Here is a 21,108-nt window from a genome sequence, read left to right on the forward strand (position 1 = left end):
GCAACATCTTAAGTTTATTTATTAACGACGTAAGCCTAAGCTCTTGATCAATTCACGGTAACGTTGTACGTCTTTGTTACGTAAGTAAGCTAACAAGTTACGACGATGACCGATCTTCTTCATCAAACCACGTTGTGAAGCAAAATCTTTTTTGTGTGAACGAACGTGTTCGTTAAGTTCGTTGATATCAGCAGTCAAAACAGCGATTTGAACTTCTGCAGAACCTGTATCGCCTTCATGACGTGCATATTTTTTCATGATTTCGTTTTTCTTTTCGTTTGAAATAGCCATTTGTATTTCCACCTTTCGATAATTCTGCCCCTAACCGAGTAAGTCGTCGGTGTCGTCGCCAAACTAAGTTAAAGGTCCGGTACATCCGTACTTAACTAATTTACTAGATTTTTCCAGAAATTGCAAGTCGAATTTAACTGTCAAGGAATTTTTCTTGACATCAATTGCATTTTTTTATTGCATTGTTTAAATTGCTCTTGTATAATGAGATATGTTGAAAATTTAGATGATACCATTACGGGTCATGCAAGTGGAGGTGACATTAATGCCAATTATCAAATCCGCAATCGAACGTGTAAAAACAAACGAAAAAGCTAATGCTCGTAACTCTGCTGAATTAAGCAAGATGCGTACAGCAATCAAAAAATTTGAAAAAGCTAAGACTGCTGGTGCAGAAGATATTGAAAAACTTTACCGTGAAGCAGTTTCTGCAATTGACCGCGCACACTCTAAAGGCTTGATCAAAGCTAATAAAGCAGCGCGTGACAAGTCTCGTATGGCTGCACGTTTAGCTAAATAATAAAAAAAGAAGCTTAGAAATTCATCTAAGCTTCTTTTTTTATGTGTTTTATCCTACCCCACAGCTTGTTGCGTAAAATTCAACATAAATAATTGAAATAGTAATTCAGGATCTTGCGAAGTTTTTTTCAAACGTTCTTCAATATGAACTAAACCTAAATAAGCGTTTTTTAAGTCTACCCGCTTAAAGACTCGTGTTTTTTGCAGAGCTAGTTTAACTCGGTACGGGTGCACCTTAAGTGTGCTAGCAATATTTCCTTGCGCATAGCCGTGTTTTTGCAAAATTTCAACTTGAAGTAATAGTCGGAACTGCCCTTCTAGAATTGCATTGATCTTTAATGGTTCTTCTTTTTGTTGCAATAATTCTTGATATAATGCTAAAGCTTGCGCTGTATCACGCTTTAATACTAGCTCAACTAAGTCAAAGACATTTTGTTCTAACGAACGTGAAACCATTGCTTTTACTTGCTCAGCCGTAATTTTTTTGTCTTCAGCAACAAGTAATAACTTAGGTAATTCATTTGCAATTGCTGTTAGATTTGCATCAGTCCGCTGTAACAAGATCTCAAGTGCCTGAGGTGAAATCGTATAACCTTTAGTCTGTAGATCCGTGGTTAAATATTTTCTTACCTGCGCTTCAGATAAAGGACTATTATCAACTACAATTGCAGATTTTTTTAACTGCTTGACGATTTTTTTTCGTTCATCTAATTTTGCGTACGGTGCCATAAACACTAATGTTGTTGTCGGTTCTGGATCAGCCAAATATGCCAACAATTCATCAAAATTATGTTCTAACTTGTTTTTTTTGATCTCGCCTGTCAAAAAATATGGTCGCATAATAAACACAAGGCGTTTTTCGCCAAAAAATGGGACTGACATTGCATCTGCTAAAGCTGTAGAAAGCGTCACGTCTTCCATATCATAAATACCAACGTTAAATTCCCGCTCTTCTTCGGGGAAATTTTTAATCAATCGCTGCTTTAGTTTTTCTGCATTGACTTGTTCTTCACCTAACACAAGATAAACTGGCGCTAAGTTATTTGCTTCAATATCTTTTAAAACTTTTTCTACCGTTACCATTGCCACTCGTTAAGTTCGCTTCCCTTCTCTTGATCGATCGTCGATCTTTTCATGATACCATACTTAATTACATCTCTTAAGGGTTAATATAATATTGAATAGATTTTTTTTGAAAAAATTCTTTAATTTTTATCATACCAACTTTAGCGGTCAAATAATATTTGATTCGTTCTTTTTTTAAAGTAGCTAACGTTTCTTGATCAGGATGACCGTAACGATTATGTCTCCCAGCTGAAATAATTGCGATCCTTGGACTAAGTGCATGTACAAAGCGCGGATCACTAGCCGTCTTACTTCCATGATGACCAGTTTTAAAAATATCAGCTTTTAGCCAGGGATACTTTTTAAGAACAGCCAATTCACCTTGTCGATCCAAATCTCCAGTAAAAATACAGGATATCCCCTGAAAATTTAACCATAAAACCAGGGAATCTTTATTAGTTCCTTGTCCTTTACTAAATGGATGTAACAATTTTAAGTTAGGGTCAGTCGGTTGTATTTTATCAGTCACTGGTAACACATCTTTACGTAAAACTTTTGACAATGCCAATCTATGCTTGAAGCTAGGCAATTTTTCCATCCCTAAAGGTACGATCAATTGTTTGATCTTGATAATTTGACTCAAACTAGCAAAATTTCCCACATGATCTGCATCCTGATGTGTTAAATAGAGTTGATCGATTCGCGCGATCCCCTTACTCAATAAGTAATTAGCTACGATCGTTTCGCCTGTCGTTTTTTCTTTTCTTCTTTGCCAATTAGCTTGCTTAAAGTGAACCTTGCCCCCAGTATCGATCATGATTATTCGACGATTAAAGCGGTCGCGTATTAGAGTACAGTCCCCTTGTCCAATATCAAAATATACGATCTCACTTCCTAGGGGATAATGGATCCACATAAAAACTAAGAAATAACTTAAAGCTAAGAACCATAGTAGCTTCTTTTTATTTGCAACAATTTCTAAGGCTATCGTCAGTCCTAACCATATAAAGACAATTAGCAAAGGTGGCTTTCCAAAGACAATATTACCAGGTAATTTTGCCAACAAGTGTAAACCAACCGAAATCCCATTTAAAAAATAGCTAGCTACGCTCTGAATTCCGGGAATAAAGCACCCTAGCAGAGTTACTGGCAAAATAATTATCTCAAACACCCAAGTTGCTAAGTTCGAAAAAAGTAGCGTCCAAATATTCCAACTAAAAGTATGGTATAAGACAAGTGGTAAACTATACAAATTTAGTTTTACATTAAACCACCAATTCGTGTGACTAGAACTTAGCAATATGATCAAGGTCAACAAGTAACTTAACTGCGTTCCTAAAGTTTGAAACATAGCTGGCGTAATAAAAATCTCCAGTAATAAAACGATCGCCCAAATTCCTGCGCCATCTGCTTTTTTCCTAAATAAAAGCCGTATTCCTAAGGCAAGCCAACACATCAAAATTGCTCTAATTAAACTAGGTACAGCTCCGCCTAAAATTGCGTAACACGGTAACAAAAAAAGCAACACTAAATCGGTTAGCTCACGGGAAAAATACAAATGCATAAAACACCATCTAAGAGCTTTTACAAAATAAAAAACATGCATCCCCGAAAGACTGAACAAATAAATCAAACCTAACTTATTCAATTCAGTCAGTGTTGCTGAAAAGCCGACTTCTTTTACACCTAGGAGCAAGCTTTCTCCATAAAAATTTAAGGGAGTTGGATAACTTTGGAGATGCTGACTAAAACTAGTTCGTAAATCATGCAAGAAAATAGCTAGGTATTCACTAGGCGATAACTGTCTCGTTTCAACTTGATGCCATCTGACTACAAAAAATGTTAAGGCAATATTTTGAGCTTGATAAAATCGTTGCCAGTTAAATTCATTTTCATTTGTTGGGGGATTAACTTTTTGTAACTTACCTTCACCAACCAAGATCTGACTAGTCTTATTTTGTTGTAGACTGCGCTTTTCAGTTTGTGACTTTAGTCGATAATATAAAACTAATTTTCGCTTTTTTTCTAACCAAAGTACCTTAGCTTGTAATAAATTTCCCTGAATTTTTGTTTCATCGCTATACATTAAAAAATGTTGATCTTTTAATTCTACTTGATCTAAAGCCTGCAACGTTGTTTGATTTTTCGCCCAAAAATAGTAGCGACTACCAAAAAGAAGAATTATCAAACAGATCATCATGAGTGCATTAAAATCGCGTAAACTAATAATTTTAAGCACGATCAAGAGGAAAATACAACCCCAGAGCCAGGAACTTTCAAGCAATAAGAAACTAAGTGCGGTCACACCTAAAGCGGACAACACTAAAATTTCAGTTATTTATGAGGCTCTCCTTTGTCAACTAATTGTTTGATCAAAGCAGCATCAATGTATTCCTTATCAAGCTTTACTTGTTCAACAGCAACATTCTTCAACTTAAGTAATTCAAGTGCATAAGGATCATTATGATAGTTTCTTAAATAGTAGATTTTTTTAACACCCGCCTGCAATAACATCTTTGTACATTGCAAACAAGGAAAATCAGTCGCATAAATTTCCGCACCATCAGTTGGGATCCCAAACTTAGCACATTGTAAGACCGCATTCATCTCTGCATGGATCGTCCGTAAACAATGACCATCGACCATATAACATCCATCATCAATACAGTGCTTATCTCCAGAAACAGAACCATTATAGCCACCAGCGATCATGCGTTGATCACGAACTAGAATTGCGCCGACCGCTAAACGATTACAGGTGCTTCGTAGCGAGAGCAATACCGCTTGTAGCATAAAATATTGGTTCCATGGAATTCTTTTTTGCATTATCGCTTACCTCATATTCTATAAATTTTAGTAATAGTATAGCAGACATAGTTTAAAATGCCTATATCTTCAAATGATCTACCAATTTTTGATACGTTTTTTCACCAATACCAGAAATATTTTTTAAATCTGAAAGTTGTTTAAAACCACCATGTTGTTCACGATACTCAATGATTTTATCGGCTTTTTTCTCACCAATTCCATCGACTTGCATCAATTGCTCTTTAGTAGCTATATTAAGATCGATCTTATCTGTACTAGTACTATCGGCAGTCGCTAATGCTGCATTCGAGACCGTTGAAGAATTAGGATTGCTTTCCCCTTTTTTGATAACATAAATCAACATTTGATCGGTTAATTTTTTAGCGTAATTTACTTGTGAAATATCGGCTTGTTCGGTCACACCTCCCGCTAATGCAATTGCGTCTCCCACTCGTTTTGAAGCCGATATGCGGTATAAACCTGGTTGTTTGACTGCCCCTTTGATATCAACATAAATATCATGCGTCTTGCTGGAACTATTAGCAACATTTGAGTTTACTACTCGCGCTACTTTATTGGATGAAATTTGCTTAAACGACTCCTCTTTTGCCGAAGAAGAAAACATTAAATAAAAAACACTAACTACCCCAAATACACTTACACCTAGCAAGATCAACCACATCTTGTATTTTTCAAAAAGCTCAACTAATTTTTCCATCAGCTCACCCCCAATATATAAATACGAAAAAAAGGAGGAATTTTTTCCTCCTTTTTACGCTTTATTCGCCTTTTTTAGTTCAGCTAAAACGAGTGGTGAAACTAACTGACTCACATCTCCCTTAAAACGAGCGACTTCCTTAACTAAACTAGATGAAACAAAACTATACTTGGGATCTGTTACTAACAACATCGTCTCAATTTGCGGTGCTAAATTTTTATTCATTTCCGCAATGTTTTTTTCAAATTCAAAATCTTGCGCATTTCGTAAGGCTCGAATAATCACTTGTGCGCCTAATTGGTTAGCTACATTTACCGTTAAATCTGCTTCTTTAAGCAAAACTGTTACGTTGCTGAGATCTTTGATCGCATCTTCGACCAACATTTGTCTTTTTTCCGCACTAAATAATGGTTTTTTAGCGGTGTTAGTCAAAATAACAACATAAACATGTTCAAACAGTTGAGCGCTACGTTTGATCACATCCAGATGTCCGTTAGTAATTGGATCGAAGCTTCCTGGAAAAATTGCTTTCATTATAGTTCACTTCCCTCATAACGATAAAAGGTCAATTCGGTGATCCCATAAGTGGCACGCTTAATAAATTCAAAACCAGCCAAATCAGTTGGTAGATCAGCTATATGATCGGTTTCACAAATGATCAACGCTCCATCAGCCAAAAGATCTAGTTCCACAAGTTTTTGTAGCATTGCAACAATTTGTTGTTTTTTATAGGGCGGATCTAAAAAAACGTAGGAAAATTTTTTACCTGCTTGGGCTAATTTATTGATCACCTTAGTGGCATCCCCTTTTAGCACGGTAAATTTTTCTTCATTTTTAGTTACTGCGATATTTTCATGAATCGTTTTTATTGCTTGATATTGCCGATCGATCAAGGTTGCATGTTCGGCGCCACGCGAAACAGCTTCAATGCTTAGCCCACCAGAACCTGCAAAAAGATCTAAGGACTCGCCTCCGTCCAAATATGGACCGATAATATTAAACATCGCTTCTTTGACCTTGTCGGTTGTTGGCCTAGTTTTCATGCCCGGGACTGCCTTTAGTCTTCGCCCCCCGTACTCACCTGCTACAATTCTCATCTATCTCAACTCTCTTTATTTTCAAATTTTTCTTGATCTTCTTCAGTCAGCTTATATGCTTTTTGATTTTGTTCATCAAATTCAACTTTTAGGTCTGGTCGTCTAGAAATTTCAACTTTTTTAACAAAGCGTAATTGTTTCAACTTGCTTACCGTCTTATCTACAAGTTCTTCGTCCATATACACTAAAGCATACTTCATTTTACGTGAAACATACTGAATATTTCCAAAGCGACGCAACTGCTTACTTTGACGCAAATGATATAAATAAACGATCACACCACGTCGCGCTTTTGCTTCAAATGACATCTTAACACCTTTCCTAATTATATTTTTTTGCGATATACCGCAGTTAAACAAGCCTTATCGTAATAAATCCCAACTTCACTTGCGTCAGCATATATCAATTTTTGCCAAAATGTGCTGATTTTTGTTTGCCCAGTTAGTAACTGTGTCGGTGCGGTAACTGGAGCACCATAACAAATCCCATAACTTTTAGGATCTACACCAGCATCCTTTAATAGCTGTTTGATTTTGGTCTTAGACGTCAATAAAAGTGATGTGGCATCTACTAGACGTTCACTTTTTAACAAGCGATATTGCTTCATTTGTTTTTTAGAAAAATATTTTTGGGGCTTTTCATCAATTGTCATGCTAATTTTTTTAGCAACTTCATTTAGCTCGGTTGAGCTCATATATGGTTCTTTTTTAACCAAATTTCGCTTGACATTTATCAAAGCCAAAGTACTGCTTTGTAAGGGCAGTTGAATGGCATTCCAGTCTACGGTGCTACTATACTGCACAGGTAGAGGAGTTTGTGAACTCACCCGATATATTTGACTGCGCAATAATTCATTTTTAGCCATATATGCAATTGCCGTTATCTTTTTAGTATTACTATCAAAATAACTGATGGCATAGCTACCATTTTTAAACGCCACTAAGGGACGAGTCACTAGATCATTGGCAGACAATTTCAATTGCGCTACCTGTTCATTTAAACTTAATTTAAAATTACTGCTCAACGTCACCTTTTGACGCAATTTTTTAAGCGACATTCCTACTTGTAACACATTTTTTGCTGAGCTCTTTCCGACTGTATAGATCGTAACAATTTTTCCAGTGTTTTGATCGCTCCCGACTAACATATACTCTGAAGCTGAAGTGCCATACTGCTGCCATTCAATATTTTCAGCACTTGCAAACGTTTGAAGCGGTTCGCCAAAAGTTTCTCTAAATGAAAGAGTTGACACGCCAATATAACGTGCCAAACCCTTTGTCTTTAATTTTTTCACTTTTGACGTTGTTATTGCCGGTGACTTAACGGCGCTTTTTTGCTCATTTGAAACTGTTTGATCCACCTGTTGTTTATCTGCTTTAAAAAAAGGATTTAAATACATCAAAGGTAAGACAACTACGAAACACAGTAACAAACGTTGCCAAAAGTTTAATTTTTTCAACTTACTTTACTGGTTCTAATTCAAGCAGCAGATCTTGACTGGTCAAGACATCACCATCTTTTACGTAAATATGTGTGACTTTTCCATCAAATGGCGCCTTGATCGTGGTTTCCATCTTCATCGCTTCGGTCACGATCAACGGTTCACCTTTTTTAACAACTTGTCCTTTTGTCACTAGCACATTTAACACTGAACCACTTAAAGTTGCCCCAATATGATTTGGATTAGTTGGCTCTGCTTTAGGGATCGCTTTGATTTTGGCTTCCTTACTCTTATCATGGATCGAGATTTGGATACTTTGCCCATTGACTGAGAAAAATAGGCTCCGATTACCATCTTCATCGGCTTCTGAAATCGAATCAAGTCTAAAGATTGATGTCTTACCAGGACGATATTTGAGCCGGATCGTTTCACCTGAACGCATTCCTTGATAGAAGGTCGTCGTATCTAAAATTCCCATTGAGCCAAACTTCTTAACGTTTTCTTCATAACCTAAGAAAACATCTGGGTACAAAATGTAGCTCAAAACTTCTTCTTCAGTTGGACGACGTTTTATTTTTTGAGCTAATTCAGTTTTGACCTTATTAAAATCAACGGGTTTAGCTAAACTCCCTGGTCTAACCGTGATTGGTTTCCGGTCTTTGAGCACTACTTTTTGGAGATCCTTTGGAAAACCGCCGTATGGTTGACCTAAATCACCAGCAAAGAAATCAACTACTGATTCGGGGAAGTCTAACTGTTGACCGCGCGTTAAAATATTGTCCTTATCAAGTTCATTTTGAATCATGAAAATCGCAAGATCACCCACAACTTTAGAGCTAGGTGTGACTTTAATGATATCACCCAACAAATCATTTACTTCACGATACTTCGCTTTTACCAACTCAAAGTCTTCAATCCCTAAGGCTTTAGCTTGTTGTTGCAAATTCGAATATTGTCCGCCTGGCATCCCAGTTTGGTAAATATCCGTTTGTGGCGAAGTCATCCCATTCATAAAGGAATTATAAAACGGCTTGACCCCTTGCCAGTAATGATTGATTTTTTCAACATTTTCCATGTTGAGTTTTGGTTGGCGTTCATTTTCTTCTAAAGCATAGTAAAGACTTCCCATGCTTGGTTGACTGGTAGTACCTGACAAGGCACTCATGGCAGTATCAACGATATCTACGCCCGCTTTAGTTGCTGCAACATAAGTGGACACCCCATTACCAGTCGTATCATGAGTATGCAAGTGGATCGGTACATCAACTTTTTGTTTTAACGAACCGACTAATTCGTAGGCAGCTTTTGGTTTGAGCAAGCCTGCCATATCTTTGATCCCAATGATCTGTGCACCAGCATCAACTAATTGTTTAGCTAAGTTTTCATAGTAAGCCAATGTATACTTGGTTTCTGTTTTACTTAAAATGTCACCCGTATAGCACATTGTGCCTTCAGCTAATTTGCCAGTGTCACGCACATACTGAATACTCTTTTCCATTTGTTCGATCCAGTTTAAACTATCAAAGATTCGGAAAACATCGATCCCGTTAGCAGCACTTTTTTCGATGAATGCTTTTAAAACATTATCAGGATAATTTTGGTACCCAACTGCATTTGAACCGCGTAATAACATTTGTAATAAAGTGTTTGGCATTTTTTCACGCATGAATTTTAGGCGTTGCCAAGGATCTTCATTTAAGAAGCGATATGCCACATCAAAGGTCGCTCCACCCCAAACTTCAGCTGAAAAGACGTCTGGCAAAGCTTTATCAAATACTTCGATCACCGGTTGCATATCTTTGGTGCGCATCCGTGTTGCAAATAAGCTTTGGTGCGCATCACGCATTGAAGTATCAGTTAACAGAACTTCTTTTTGATCCTTGACCCATTCGATCGTTGCTTGAGCACCTAGATCATCAAATACTTTTTTAGCATTGATATTATCGCTTGGCGCAAAGGTATCGGTCAATTTTATGTCTGGGACGAAAACTTTCTTCTCTTGTTTTACCCCAGGGAAACCATTGACCGTAACATCACCAATATATTTTAGTAAATGGTTAACAGTATTGCCCTTTTGTTCCACTTCAAAAAGTGAAGGGGTTTGATCAATAAACGTTGTTATTGCTTCACCTGCTTTAAAGGTATCGTTATTGATAACTTTACGCATAAAATCAATATTTGTCTTTACCCCACGAATTCTGAATTCACGTAAAACACGATCCATTTTAGCAACAGCTTCTAAGAAAGTCCTTGCTTGAACACATGTCTTTACGAGTAAAGAATCGTAAAATGGCGTGATGACCGCCCCGGTATAGACATTTCCCCCATCAAGCCGAACACCAAAACCACCAGGTGAACGGTAAGTTTCAAGCTTACCCGTATCGGGCATAAAGTTGTTTTCTGGATCTTCTGTTGTGATTCGACATTGGATCGCACAACCATGGTATGTCAAATCTTTTTGCTGTGGTAAATGGAGATCTTTAAACAAATCTTTTCCAGCAGCGATCAAAATCTGGGATTGGACGATATCGATCTCAGTAATCATTTCAGTAATAGTGTGTTCCACTTGGACACGTGGGTTTACTTCAATAAAGTAGTATTTATCATCGGTCACTAAAAATTCGACCGTCCCAGCATTTTGATAGTTGACGCTTTTGGCCAATTTAACAGCTGCATTACAGATCTCTTGTCTTCTTTTATCATCAAGCGTGATGCTTGGTGCAAATTCAATAACTTTTTGGTGGCGTCTTTGAACTGAACAATCACGTTCAAATAAGTGTAAAGTATTACCATACTTATCAGCTAAAATTTGAACTTCGATATGTTTAGGATTTTGCAGATATTTTTCGACATATAACTCATCATCCCCAAAAGATTGCATCGCTTCACTCCGCGCACGGTTATATGCTTCTTCTAATTCATCATCTGAGTAAACGATCCGCATCCCACGACCACCGCCGCCAAGAGCTGCTTTGACCATGATCGGATAACCATGTTGATGAGCAAAATCACGCACTTCACTAATCGATTTTACTGGATCTTCAGTCCCCGGGATCGTTTCTAAGCCGGCAGCGTGGGCAACTTCTTTAGCTTCGATCTTATCACCAAACATTTGTAATTGACGAACAGTTGGGCCAATAAAGGTAATGCCTGCATCTTCACATTTTTGAGCAAAAACTTCATTTTCAGCCAAAAATCCATAACCGGGATGAATTGCATCAGCGCCGGTCATTTTAGCGATTCGGATGATATCATCCATATCTAAATAAGCTTCGATCGGTTTTTTACCGGCCCCGACTAAATAAGCTTCATCAGCACTGAAACGGTGTACCCCGTATTCATCTTCTTTAGCATAAATTGCCACAGTAGCTAAATTTAATTCATGACAAGCACGAATAATTCGAATGGCAATTTCACCACGATTAGCAACTAAAATCTTTTTCATCAAAAAACACCACTTTCCAAAAACCTATTTTTTTACTATTCACCAAATACTGCTACTTCTGTACCACGCTTTTGATTAGCCGAAATGTTCATCACCATCCCAAGCGCAATAGTCAAGACGATCATACTTGATCCCCCGTAAGAAATAAACGGTAGTGTAACACCTGTAATCGGCAGAAAACCAATCGCACCACCAATGTTAAAAAATGTTTCGACTGCAAAGAAAGTACCTACACCATAACAAAAGAACATCGCATATGTACTCTTAGAGCGAATCCCGATCAAATAGATCCGTAAAATGACCCATGCCAACAAACAAATAACAACTGTCGCGCCAATCGCACCTAATTCTTCGGCGGTGATCGAGATAATAAAATCAGTATACGGTTCAGGAAGATAACCGCGCTTTTGGATACTCTCACCGATCCCACGACCTAATATACCACCATTACTGATCGCATATAGTGAGTTTACGAGCTGTTTACCGATTGAATTTTCATACTTAAACGGTTCAAAAACCGCTCTGAAACGCTGAATCATATAACCGATCTTAGTTCCATCTAAGAAAGTTGTGAACTGTAGGAAATATGCTCCTACACCGATCGTTGCGATTCCCGAAACGATAATTAGCAAACTCTTCCAATATTTTAGATTGACATAAGCTAAATACATCACAATGACGATTGCAAAACTAATTGCAAAGCCCCCCATATCAGGTGCTAATAAGATCATCACTAACATTGTAAGGACCATCGCTATCAAGAGCCATTCCTTGACGAATATCTTACCCATCTTTAACTTTCTAATTAAAATATTACCGCCATTTTTATTATAGTTAGAAAAAAGATTGGCCAAAAACATCACTAAATATAACTTACAAAACTCAGACGGTTGGATACTGATGATTTTTAAATTGATCCACCCATTTGCCCCGTTGATCGCACTGTTAAAAAACTTAGCAATAATTAAGAGGCCCATGAAGAAAAACCAACCACCGATCAATAAGCCCGTTGAGCGCCACCATCTTGGATTAAGCTGGGCAAACAAGATAGTGATCCCTATCCCCATAACAACATAGATGAGTTGGCGAATAAAATACTGCATCGTACTGCCTGTTAAATATGACAGATTGATCGAGCTAGCAGAATAAACCATTACCACTCCAATAAACGCTAAAATCAAAAAGGGAATAAATAAAGCGTAATCGAAATATTTAAGCTTTTCTGCAAACTTTTTTTTCATTTCCATTCAACTTGCTATATGACATGTGAGAAATTTATGTAGAAAAGTATAGGTCTTTTCAACGTAAACTTAGAAAGAACTATAGCTTTTCCTTTCTTGATTTTATTTCTAGTATCAAAGCTAGTTCTTACTTAACTAGCTTTGAAAATCTAAGTCGACCCATAAAAAATGAGTTTTTTTAGAAATATCCATCCCCACATTTTTCCTTTCTAATGGATATTTTTAGCTTTATCTATTTTGCTAGTAGCTATTGCAACCCAACATTACGAATATTTTTTTCTTGAATATTACCTAGAGCTTCCTCAAGTTCTTTAATCAAGTTTTGCCCTTCAACATCAGTTAAGATTTCACATTTTATTAAAAACTTCACTTCACATGAAAAGCCATAAAGTCTTGTATCCGCAACTTCTTCGAATGCTGGACAATCATTTCTGCAAAAAAGTGCGCTTTGATTACCTAACAGTTCGCAAATATCAGCTGCATCCTGCTTCAAAACTTCTAAAGCTTGTTGTTTTGAAATATTTTCCACCATCTGTTATCTGCTATATAATAAGCTAAATATAGCTTTTCCTTTCTTAATAGTATGTTATTTAAAAACTACCCACATAGGTACAATCATGCTTGTTACCTACTTTTAAATAGCTGTGTTGCACTAATTCACACTAAATTTTTATACAAGTAGCTAAAACTACTTGGTGTTGTTAGTCACTACATCACAAATTCAACAACAACTTGTCACTCCTCTCATACTCCGCAATTATATCATAAAACCAGTTGGTCATGCGCTAACTAGCGTACATTATAAAGAAATTTACAATAATTTAGCCCGATTCCACGAAAAATATTATTTTTTTATCAAAAGTTCTTCGGATATCAAAAAAAGTTCTATGAAAATGCTAAATAAAACATTTTCATAGAACTTTCAAATTATTTTATTGTTTTGCTTTAGCTGCTTTCTTGGCAGCTTTTTCACGTGCATTTGTTTCTAAAATACGTTTACGCAAACGAATATTTTCTGGTGTGATTTCAAGCAATTCATCTTCATTCAAGAATTCCAATGATTCTTCAAGTGTCAAATGAGTTGGCTTTTTGATCGTTGCAGTTTGGTCTTTGTTAGAAGAACGAACGTTTGTCATGTTCTTACCTTTTGTAACGTTAACAGAGATGTCACGTTCACGCGAAGATTGACCCACGATCATACCTTCATATACTTCTGTCCCTGGATCAACAAAGATCGTACCACGACCTTCAACCCCCATGATGGCATAAGTTGTTGCTTTACCTTGGTTGATCGAAACAAGAGCACCATTACGACGACCAGGTTCCCAGTTGCGAATAACTGGTTTATATTCAGCAAAAGTATGGTTTAAGATCCCATAACCACGTGTCATTGACAAGAATTGGGAATCATAACCGATCAAGCCACGAGTTGGTGTTGAGAATTCTAAACGAGTTTGACCATTGACACCCGTTTCCATGTTCAACATTTCACCTTTACGTTGTGCCATTGAATCGATCACAGAACCAGAGTATTCATCTGGTGTATCAATAATAACACTTTCAAATGGTTCACAAAGTTGACCATCGATCTCACGATAAATAACTTTTGGACGAGATACTGCTAATTCAAAGCCTTCACGCCGCAATGTTTCGATCAAGATTGACAAGTGCAATTCACCACGACCAGAAACAGTCCAAGCATCAGGAGAATCTGTATCTTCAACTTTCAAGGAAACATCTGTGTGTAATTGTAATTTCAAACGATCTTCCAATTTACGTGCTGTAACTTGGTCACCATCACGTCCAACAAATGGGGAATCATTTGTCATAAAGGTCATTTGCAATGTTGGTGGATCGATCCGCAATAATGGTAATGCTTCAGGATGATCAGCTGGGCAAACAGTTTCACCAACGAAGATGTCATCCATCCCTGAAATAGCGATCAAGTCACCTGCTTTTGCTTCTTCGATCTCTAAACGTTTCAAGCCAAAGAACCCAAATAACTTAGTTACCCGGAAATTCTTTTGAGTGCCATCAAGTTTCATAACCGTAACTTGATCACCGACTTTGATCTTGCCCCGGAAAACACGCCCGATCCCGATACGACCTACGAAATCGTTATAATCAAGCATTGCAACTTGGAATTGAAGTGGTTCTTCTGAGTTATCTTCTGGAGCTGGGATCGTGTCTAAGATCGTATTAAAGATTGGATCCATCGTATGTTCTTGTTTTGCTGGATCTGAGTCAAATGAAGAAGTACCATTCATGGCTGATGCGTAGATCACAGGGAATTCAAGTTGATCTTCATCTGCACCTAATTCAATAAATAAATCTAAAACTTCATCAACAACTTCATCAGGGCGGGCACCTGGGCGGTCGATCTTGTTAATGATAACGATTGGTGTTAAATGTTGTTCCAAAGCCTTTTTCAACACGAAACGTGTTTGGGGCATTGTACCTTCAAAGGCATCAACGATCAATAACACACCATCGACCATTTTCATGATTCGTTCAACTTCACCACCGAAATCGGCGTGTCCTGGAGTATCCAAGATGTTGATTTGTTTACCGTTGAATTTTACGGCTGTATTTTTGGAAAGGATCGTGATCCCACGTTCCTTTTCGATATCATTTGAGTCCATTGCGCGATCGCTGATTTCAGTATGTTCATCAAGCGTATCAGATTGCTTTAATAATTCGTTAACTAACGTTGTTTTACCATGGTCAACATGGGCAATGATCGCAACGTTACGAATATCATCACGTGTTTTCAAAGTTGTTTCTTCCTTTCAAAGTCTACTGCTTGAGAAATGCCACTATAGGTTTGGAATAAATCCATGATTTTCTATTCACTGATGAAAAATATCAAATACATTTTCAAAAAGCTACATAAAAAAACTGTGACGCTCTGTCACAGCACCAAACAAATGGTCAACCCAAAAGTTTGAGAATATCTTCCTCAGCATTTTTCGTTGCTACTAATACATCATCTGATGATAGCATATCAAACTTACTATCGTCAATGCCTTTCACGCTTAAACCCTGGGCATGAGCTAAAATTTTTCCAGCCGCATAATCCCACGGATGTAAATGTGAAAAATAAGCAACTGTTTTGCCGGTCAACACATGAATGAAACTGATCCCTGCGCTACCATAAACCCGAATTCCCATACTAGTTTGCGCCATTTTACACACATTATGGTAATTATTCATTAACATTCTTCCACTAACATCTATTAGCCCTTGAGCTAAAGAAAGATCAGCAACTTTAGGAAGCCGCTCATCGTTACAAAAGACACCACATTCTGGACCACCCCAGTAGAGCTTTTGCGCCGTTACATCCAAAATATAGCCTAGTTTTTCATGACCATTTTCATAAACTGCGATCATACTCGCAAAGCAGTCACGTTGCTTTACATAATTCATCGTGCCATCAAGTGGGTCAATGATCCATAATAATCCTTGAGATGAAGCTAAATCCTTATCTTTAGTTCCTTCTTCACCTAAGATCTTTGACGTTGGAAAAGTTGCTCTAATTTTTGCCACTAAATATTTTTCTACTTGTTTATCAATATTAGTTACTAAATCAGTTCGTTCACTTTTAGTAGCAACTTGAAGTTCTTGCTTTCTTCCTAGCAATAGTTGCCGACTAACTTCACGCAACCACACTTGGACATGTTCATTGATTTGTTTCCAATGCATAACACATCTCAACTCTTTTCTGTAAATTTGATGTGTTCTTTATCACTATTTTTTACAAATTGAACTGCCCGATAAATACTTAAGCCCGACGCTTCACTAAAGGCACGATCAAGTTGTTTTTGCGTCATGATCGCTGGTTCGATCTCTAAAAAGCGTATATATTTTTTCATAAATTCAGCTCGCTCGATCCCTGTAGTATACACTTTTTCTACTGCTTCATAAAATTCGCTAGCATCAATGATCTCTTGGGTACTCCATTCTGGCAATAATGGATATTCAAAATTTTCACTAATTTTCATAATACTTTACGATATCTAGATTATTAAATCTGCGATAATTTTCCTTTCTAAAGTCGCCAATAAAATTGAACTGACTTGTTATTTATTTCGTAATTCATCGATTTGTGCTAATACACGTTGCTTAACTGCTACAAATTGCTCGGTTTCTTCTTCTGAAAGATTGAGCTTAGTCATAACTGCGACACCTTGTTTGGATAAAACGACAGGCTCACTGATTGCGATCTTTTGTTTAGCAAATTCGATCTCATGTGTTAAAGGAACCAAGATCGGATGATTGAAAAAGATAGCCCTACAAATTCTTTGTAGACATAAAACGGTTACGATATCATGCGACAATTTTGCTTCGTCCAAATACGTTGCCGTTATTTGATCTAACTTGCTTTGATCAAATAAACTATTGTCTTGTGTTACCACACTTAACAAAGAGTTACCTGCGATCTGTGCTCTACTCCAAGCTATAAAAGAATCATCTCTTGTCCCGATCACATTAGCGTAAATCGGATCGCTCCCGATCGCTAGCCCTGTGCCCAACAAACGCGCCACTGTTTCTGATAACGGCATCGTTCCTAAGCCAAAAATATTACTTGCAGGCAAACCAGAAAAACGCAAAGCTGAATAGACCCACAAATGATCGTTATCAGCGACAAAACAAACTTTCCCCTTAAATCCGTTAGCCATCGCTTGATTGATCACTAATTGGACCCATTTTCGTTTAGCCTCTTTACCTTCAGTCTCGATAAAAGAACGTGGTGGCGTTCCGACCACTAATAATTCTAATTGCTCCCATCTAGGGTGAAGCGTCATTTCCAAATTAAAATTATCTGCAAAATTGGCACTATTGACCAATGAAGCCACCATCGGATCCGTTTCTTCACTTATCTGAAACCAATCACAGTTTAAAGGTCGATCTTGAATGATACATGTTTGTAAAAAGAGTTTTAATTCTGAACTCTCACCACAAATCATGATATTATTTTCCATTATCTTACCTTACCTCCACTCTTGTCTCTGAGACATCGTTCATCGCTAAAAAATCAAGTATATCTCTTCACATAACAAAAAGCAAACGTATTTTCGTAAAAAACAGCACTAAAAATACCCTTTAATTATATCACAACTTATGAAACTATGACTTTTTTGTCACCAACACTACTTCAAATTATTTGAAAAAATAAGTAAAAAATATGCTAAAATTGAAGTAGTGATTTTAATCAATGAAAGGATGATAAAATTTGATCACTATGCATGATATTATCCGTGAAGGTCATCCAACATTACGAGCTCGCGCGGAAAAATTAGAATTTCCTTTATCTGATGAACAAAAAGAAACTGCTCAAAAAATGATGGAATTCCTTGAAAATAGCCAAGATCCAGAAATTGCTGAAAAGTACAATCTCCGTGCTGGAGTTGGTTTAGCTGCACCGCAGATCGACGTTTCTAAGCGAATGACAGCTGTACTTGTTCCTGGAGAAGAAGGAGAAGAACCACTTTTTAAACACATTTTGATCAATCCAACGATTTTAAGTGAATCTGTTCAAATGGCGGCTCTTTCTGAAGGTGAAGGTTGCCTTTCAGTTGACCGCGAGATCCCAGGATATGTTCCACGCCATGCGCGGATCAAGTTACGTTGGTACGACCTTGATGGCAATGAACATGTAGCTCGTTTGCGCGACTACACTGCAATCGTTGTGCAACATGAGATCGACCATCTAAACGGCGTATTGTTTTTCGATCATATTAATCAAGAAAATCCTTTTGCAGCCACAGACGATTTGATCTTGCTTTAATTAATAACTATAAATAAGCGCATAATGCAATAAATAACCTGATCTCGTGATATTAGAGATCAGGTTATTTATTTGATTTTTAATTGTTTTTTTCTAAGGTTCGCATGTCTTTTAAATAGCTGACGGTTGCTTGATTGACCAAATGTGAGATATCAATATGCAAAATATCTTCTTGTAACCAAATGTCGGATACAACAAATATTGGCCCTTTTTCTAAGTATCCCACCAGTTCTTTTTGTTGGGCAAAATAACTTAATTTATCGTTAATTGCCATTTCTAATGATTTGAGAGAATTTCGGTTTAAATCTTTGACCTTGATCTGGTATTCAAAAGCCATAACACCTTTACCCCAAACGTCTGATATCACATGAGAATTTGGCACATCACTAAAATCCATGCCCAACTCTTGAAGACAGTATGCTAATGCTTCATCTGTTATTTTCTTACTGGCAGCTTGAACCACCAAAAGTGCTTTTTTGCGACGATAACGTTGGTAAAGTAATGAAAAAGCTCCGATCACAATCACACCTAACAATATATATATTATTTTCATCTAAAATTCACCTCTTTTGATTATATAATATATTTCTTACAATGTGTATCAATTAACCAACTTCTTAAATGTAACTTACAATTATTCAACTTTATATACTTAACTAGTAAACTATGTTAGAATAGATTTAATTATTGTGTAAACAATCCCTGTTCGGAAGTTTATTTTGCTGATTTATAAGCTTGTGCAAATAAAAAATTTAAATCATAAAGGAGAATCATTAATGATTTTTAAAGTATACTATCAACCAAGTAAAAAAATTAATCCACGCCGTGAAAATACGGAATCTTTATATTTAGAAGCAGACTCAGAACCAGAAGCAAGAATTTTAGTAGAAAACAATACTGAATACAACATTGAATTCATCGAAGAATTAAACGATGCAGCTTTAGCTTACGAAAAAGAGAGTCCGGCTTTTAAACTAACGGAGTTTTAAAAAATGAAAAAGCTAAATGTTAAAAATAACGAAACCGCCGTTTTTGCACTCGGCGGTTTAGGTGAAATTGGTAAAAATACCTACGGGATCCAATTTCAAGACGAGATCATCGTCGTTGATGCCGGAATAAAGTTTCCTGAAGACGACCTTTTAGGGATCGATTATGTCATCCCTGATTATCAATATCTCGTAGCAAATCAGCAAAAAATCAAAGCTTTAGTCATTACACACGGTCACGAAGATCATATTGGGGGCATCCCCTACTTATTAAAGCAAGTCAATGTTCCAATTTATGCTGGGCCTTTAGCCTTAGCCCTGATCAAGAGCAAACTTGAAGAACATGGTCTTTTAAACTCAACTGAACTTCATGAAATAAATGAAGATACAGTGTTACGTTTTCGCAAAACGAGTGTGTCTTTCTTTAGAACAACACACTCCATCCCTGATACATTAGGGGTTGCAGTCAAAACACCTTCGGGTACGATCGTCTGCACGGGTGACTATAAGTTTGATTTAACTCCGATCACAAATCAAGCACCTAATCTCCAAAAAATGGCGCGCTTAGGTGATGAAGGCGTTTTGTGCTTACTCTCTGACAGTACAAATGCCGAAGTTCCAAACTTCACTAAGTCAGAACGTTGGGTCGGAAAATCGATCAAACGTATTTTTGAGCAAGTTGAAGGACGCATCATCTTTGCTACCTTTGCGTCAAATATTTCCCGCGTGCAACAAGCTGCTTCAGCTGCGATTGCTAAGGGACGAAAAATCGCAGTCTTTGGTCGCAGTATGGAAGCTGCGATCGTTAATGGCCGTGAACTAGGCTATCTTGATATACCTGATGATGCAATCGTGGACGCCCGTGAAATCAATAGTTTACCAGCCGATAAAGTAATGATTTTATGTACAGGTTCTCAAGGTGAACCAATGGCCGCACTTAGTCGTATTGCTAATGGGACCCATCGCCAAGTTGCGATCCAACCTGGTGATACAGTTGTCTTCTCAAGTTCACCGATCCCTGGAAATACTTTAAGTGTTAACAAAGTGATCAATGAACTTGAAGAAGCTGGCGCAACGGTGATCCATGGTAAGGTCAATAACATTCACGCCTCTGGTCACGGTGGACAAGAAGAACAAAAATTGATGCTTCGTTTGATGAAACCAAAATTTTTCATGCCTGTTCACGGTGAATACCGGATGTTGAAGATCCACACTGAATTGGCGGAAAAATGTGATGTTCCAGCTGAAAATTCCTTTATCTTGGAAAACGGTGATGTTTTAGCCTTGACTAAAGATTCTGCCCGTTATGCTGGTCATTTCAACGCTGAAGATGTCTATGTCGATGGCTCTGGCATTGGCGATATTGGTAATATCGTCTTGCGCGATCGCCGGATTCTTTCTGAAGAAGGCTTAGTCGTCGTGGTCGCTACGATCGATATGCAAAAACGTGAGATCTTAGCTGGACCAGATCTACTTTCTCGTGGTTTTATCTATATGCGTGAATCAGGTGAATTGATCAAGCAAGGACGTAAACGCGTTTACCGTACGATCAAACAAACTTTAAAAAATGAAAAAGTAACTGAAGCGATGTTGCGTGAAAATATCATTGCGGAACTCCAAAAATTTCTGTTTGAACAAACAGAACGTCACCCAATGATTTTACCAATGTTTGTGACAGTTTAAATTTGAAGCAAGTCTATGTTAGACTT

At 37.3% G+C, this 21,108-nt stretch carries 21 protein-coding genes; 4 read left to right on the forward strand and 17 right to left on the reverse strand.

Going from position 1 to position 21,108, the window contains the following annotated elements; genetic code table 11:
• Positions 1-21: 21 nt before the first annotated feature.
• Complete coding sequence (gene rpsO / locus FC32_RS09265; protein ID WP_004048905.1) at positions 22-291, reverse strand: 30S ribosomal protein S15; 270 nt, start codon at positions 289-291, stop codon at positions 22-24.
• Positions 292-556: 265 nt separating this feature from the next.
• On the opposite strand from rpsO, the gene rpsT reads away from it, so the two are divergent.
• Positions 557-811, forward strand: a complete 255-nt coding sequence (gene rpsT / locus FC32_RS09270; RefSeq protein WP_025087946.1) for a 30S ribosomal protein S20 — start codon at positions 557-559, stop codon at positions 809-811.
• A gap of 53 nt (positions 812-864) precedes the next feature.
• Here rpsT and holA read toward each other — a convergent pair whose 3' ends face one another.
• From holA to FC32_RS09345, 15 genes are all read right to left on the reverse strand, one after another.
• Positions 865-1,893, reverse strand: coding sequence for a DNA polymerase III subunit delta (gene holA / locus FC32_RS09275; protein WP_025087947.1), 1,029 nt, complete (start codon positions 1,891-1,893; stop codon positions 865-867).
• 76 nt (positions 1,894-1,969) lie between these two features.
• A complete protein-coding gene (locus FC32_RS09280; protein WP_235722606.1) occupies positions 1,970-4,198 on the reverse strand; it encodes a DNA internalization-related competence protein ComEC/Rec2 in 2,229 nt (742 codons plus the stop codon).
• 11 nt (positions 4,199-4,209) lie between these two features.
• Positions 4,210-4,701: a ComE operon protein 2 gene (locus FC32_RS09285; RefSeq protein WP_035460248.1), complete on the reverse strand. Its 492-nt coding sequence runs from the start codon at positions 4,699-4,701 to the stop codon at positions 4,210-4,212.
• Between the two features lie 61 nt (positions 4,702-4,762).
• Positions 4,763-5,401, reverse strand: coding sequence for a helix-hairpin-helix domain-containing protein (locus FC32_RS09290; protein WP_025087950.1), 639 nt, complete (start codon positions 5,399-5,401; stop codon positions 4,763-4,765).
• A 54-nt stretch (positions 5,402-5,455) separates the two neighbouring features.
• Positions 5,456-5,935, reverse strand: coding sequence for a pantetheine-phosphate adenylyltransferase (coaD, locus tag FC32_RS09295; RefSeq protein ID WP_025087951.1), 480 nt, complete (start codon positions 5,933-5,935; stop codon positions 5,456-5,458).
• Entirely contained in the window at positions 5,935-6,498 is a 564-nt protein-coding gene (rsmD, locus tag FC32_RS09300) for a 16S rRNA (guanine(966)-N(2))-methyltransferase RsmD (RefSeq protein ID WP_025087952.1), read from the reverse strand. Before rsmD ends, coaD begins: the two co-directional genes overlap by 1 nt.
• A 5-nt stretch (positions 6,499-6,503) precedes the next feature.
• On the reverse strand, positions 6,504-6,806 hold the full coding sequence (locus FC32_RS09305) for a YlbG family protein (RefSeq protein WP_025087953.1): 303 nt from the start codon (positions 6,804-6,806) through the stop codon (positions 6,504-6,506).
• A gap of 17 nt (positions 6,807-6,823) precedes the next feature.
• On the reverse strand, positions 6,824-7,957 hold the full coding sequence (locus FC32_RS09310; RefSeq protein WP_025087954.1) for a CAP-associated domain-containing protein: 1,134 nt from the start codon (positions 7,955-7,957) through the stop codon (positions 6,824-6,826).
• A 1-nt stretch (position 7,958) separates the two neighbouring features.
• Complete coding sequence (locus tag FC32_RS09315) at positions 7,959-11,384, reverse strand: pyruvate carboxylase (RefSeq protein WP_056957413.1); 3,426 nt, start codon at positions 11,382-11,384, stop codon at positions 7,959-7,961.
• Positions 11,385-11,419: 35 nt separating this feature from the next.
• A complete protein-coding gene (locus FC32_RS09320; protein ID WP_025087955.1) occupies positions 11,420-12,625 on the reverse strand; it encodes an FtsW/RodA/SpoVE family cell cycle protein in 1,206 nt (401 codons plus the stop codon).
• A gap of 247 nt (positions 12,626-12,872) precedes the next feature.
• The gene (locus FC32_RS09325; protein ID WP_025087956.1) at positions 12,873-13,157 is read right to left on the reverse strand and encodes a DUF1507 family protein; all 285 of its coding nucleotides are present in this window, start codon (positions 13,155-13,157) and stop codon (positions 12,873-12,875) included.
• Between the two features lie 400 nt (positions 13,158-13,557).
• Entirely contained in the window at positions 13,558-15,399 is a 1,842-nt protein-coding gene (typA, locus tag FC32_RS09330) for a translational GTPase TypA (RefSeq protein ID WP_025087957.1), read from the reverse strand.
• A gap of 157 nt (positions 15,400-15,556) precedes the next feature.
• A complete protein-coding gene (locus FC32_RS09335) occupies positions 15,557-16,327 on the reverse strand; it encodes an inositol monophosphatase family protein (RefSeq protein ID WP_025087958.1) in 771 nt (256 codons plus the stop codon).
• A gap of 8 nt (positions 16,328-16,335) precedes the next feature.
• A complete protein-coding gene (locus FC32_RS09340; RefSeq protein ID WP_025087959.1) occupies positions 16,336-16,626 on the reverse strand; it encodes a UPF0223 family protein in 291 nt (96 codons plus the stop codon).
• Between the two features lie 78 nt (positions 16,627-16,704).
• Complete coding sequence (locus FC32_RS09345) at positions 16,705-17,607, reverse strand: Rossmann-fold NAD(P)-binding domain-containing protein (RefSeq protein ID WP_235722608.1); 903 nt, start codon at positions 17,605-17,607, stop codon at positions 16,705-16,707.
• A 251-nt stretch (positions 17,608-17,858) separates the two neighbouring features.
• Between FC32_RS09345 and def the strand changes: the two genes are divergently transcribed.
• The gene (gene def / locus FC32_RS09350; protein ID WP_025087960.1) at positions 17,859-18,413 is read left to right on the forward strand and encodes a peptide deformylase; all 555 of its coding nucleotides are present in this window, start codon (positions 17,859-17,861) and stop codon (positions 18,411-18,413) included.
• Positions 18,414-18,492: 79 nt separating this feature from the next.
• Here the strand turns inward: def and FC32_RS09355 are convergent, their stop codons facing one another.
• Entirely contained in the window at positions 18,493-18,966 is a 474-nt protein-coding gene (locus FC32_RS09355; RefSeq protein WP_156399018.1) for a hypothetical protein, read from the reverse strand.
• 223 nt (positions 18,967-19,189) lie between these two features.
• Here FC32_RS09355 and FC32_RS09360 point away from each other — a divergent pair, with 223 nt between their 5' ends.
• The gene (locus FC32_RS09360) at positions 19,190-19,402 is read left to right on the forward strand and encodes a DNA-directed RNA polymerase subunit epsilon (protein WP_025086886.1); all 213 of its coding nucleotides are present in this window, start codon (positions 19,190-19,192) and stop codon (positions 19,400-19,402) included.
• A 3-nt stretch (positions 19,403-19,405) separates the two neighbouring features.
• A complete protein-coding gene (rnjA, locus tag FC32_RS09365) occupies positions 19,406-21,082 on the forward strand; it encodes a ribonuclease J1 (RefSeq protein WP_056957414.1) in 1,677 nt (558 codons plus the stop codon).
• Positions 21,083-21,108: the final 26 nt, after the last annotated feature.

Origin of the sequence: Ligilactobacillus apodemi DSM 16634 = JCM 16172 (genome assembly GCF_001434405.1) — a bacterium.
Lineage (GTDB): Bacteria > Bacillota > Bacilli > Lactobacillales > Lactobacillaceae > Ligilactobacillus > Ligilactobacillus apodemi.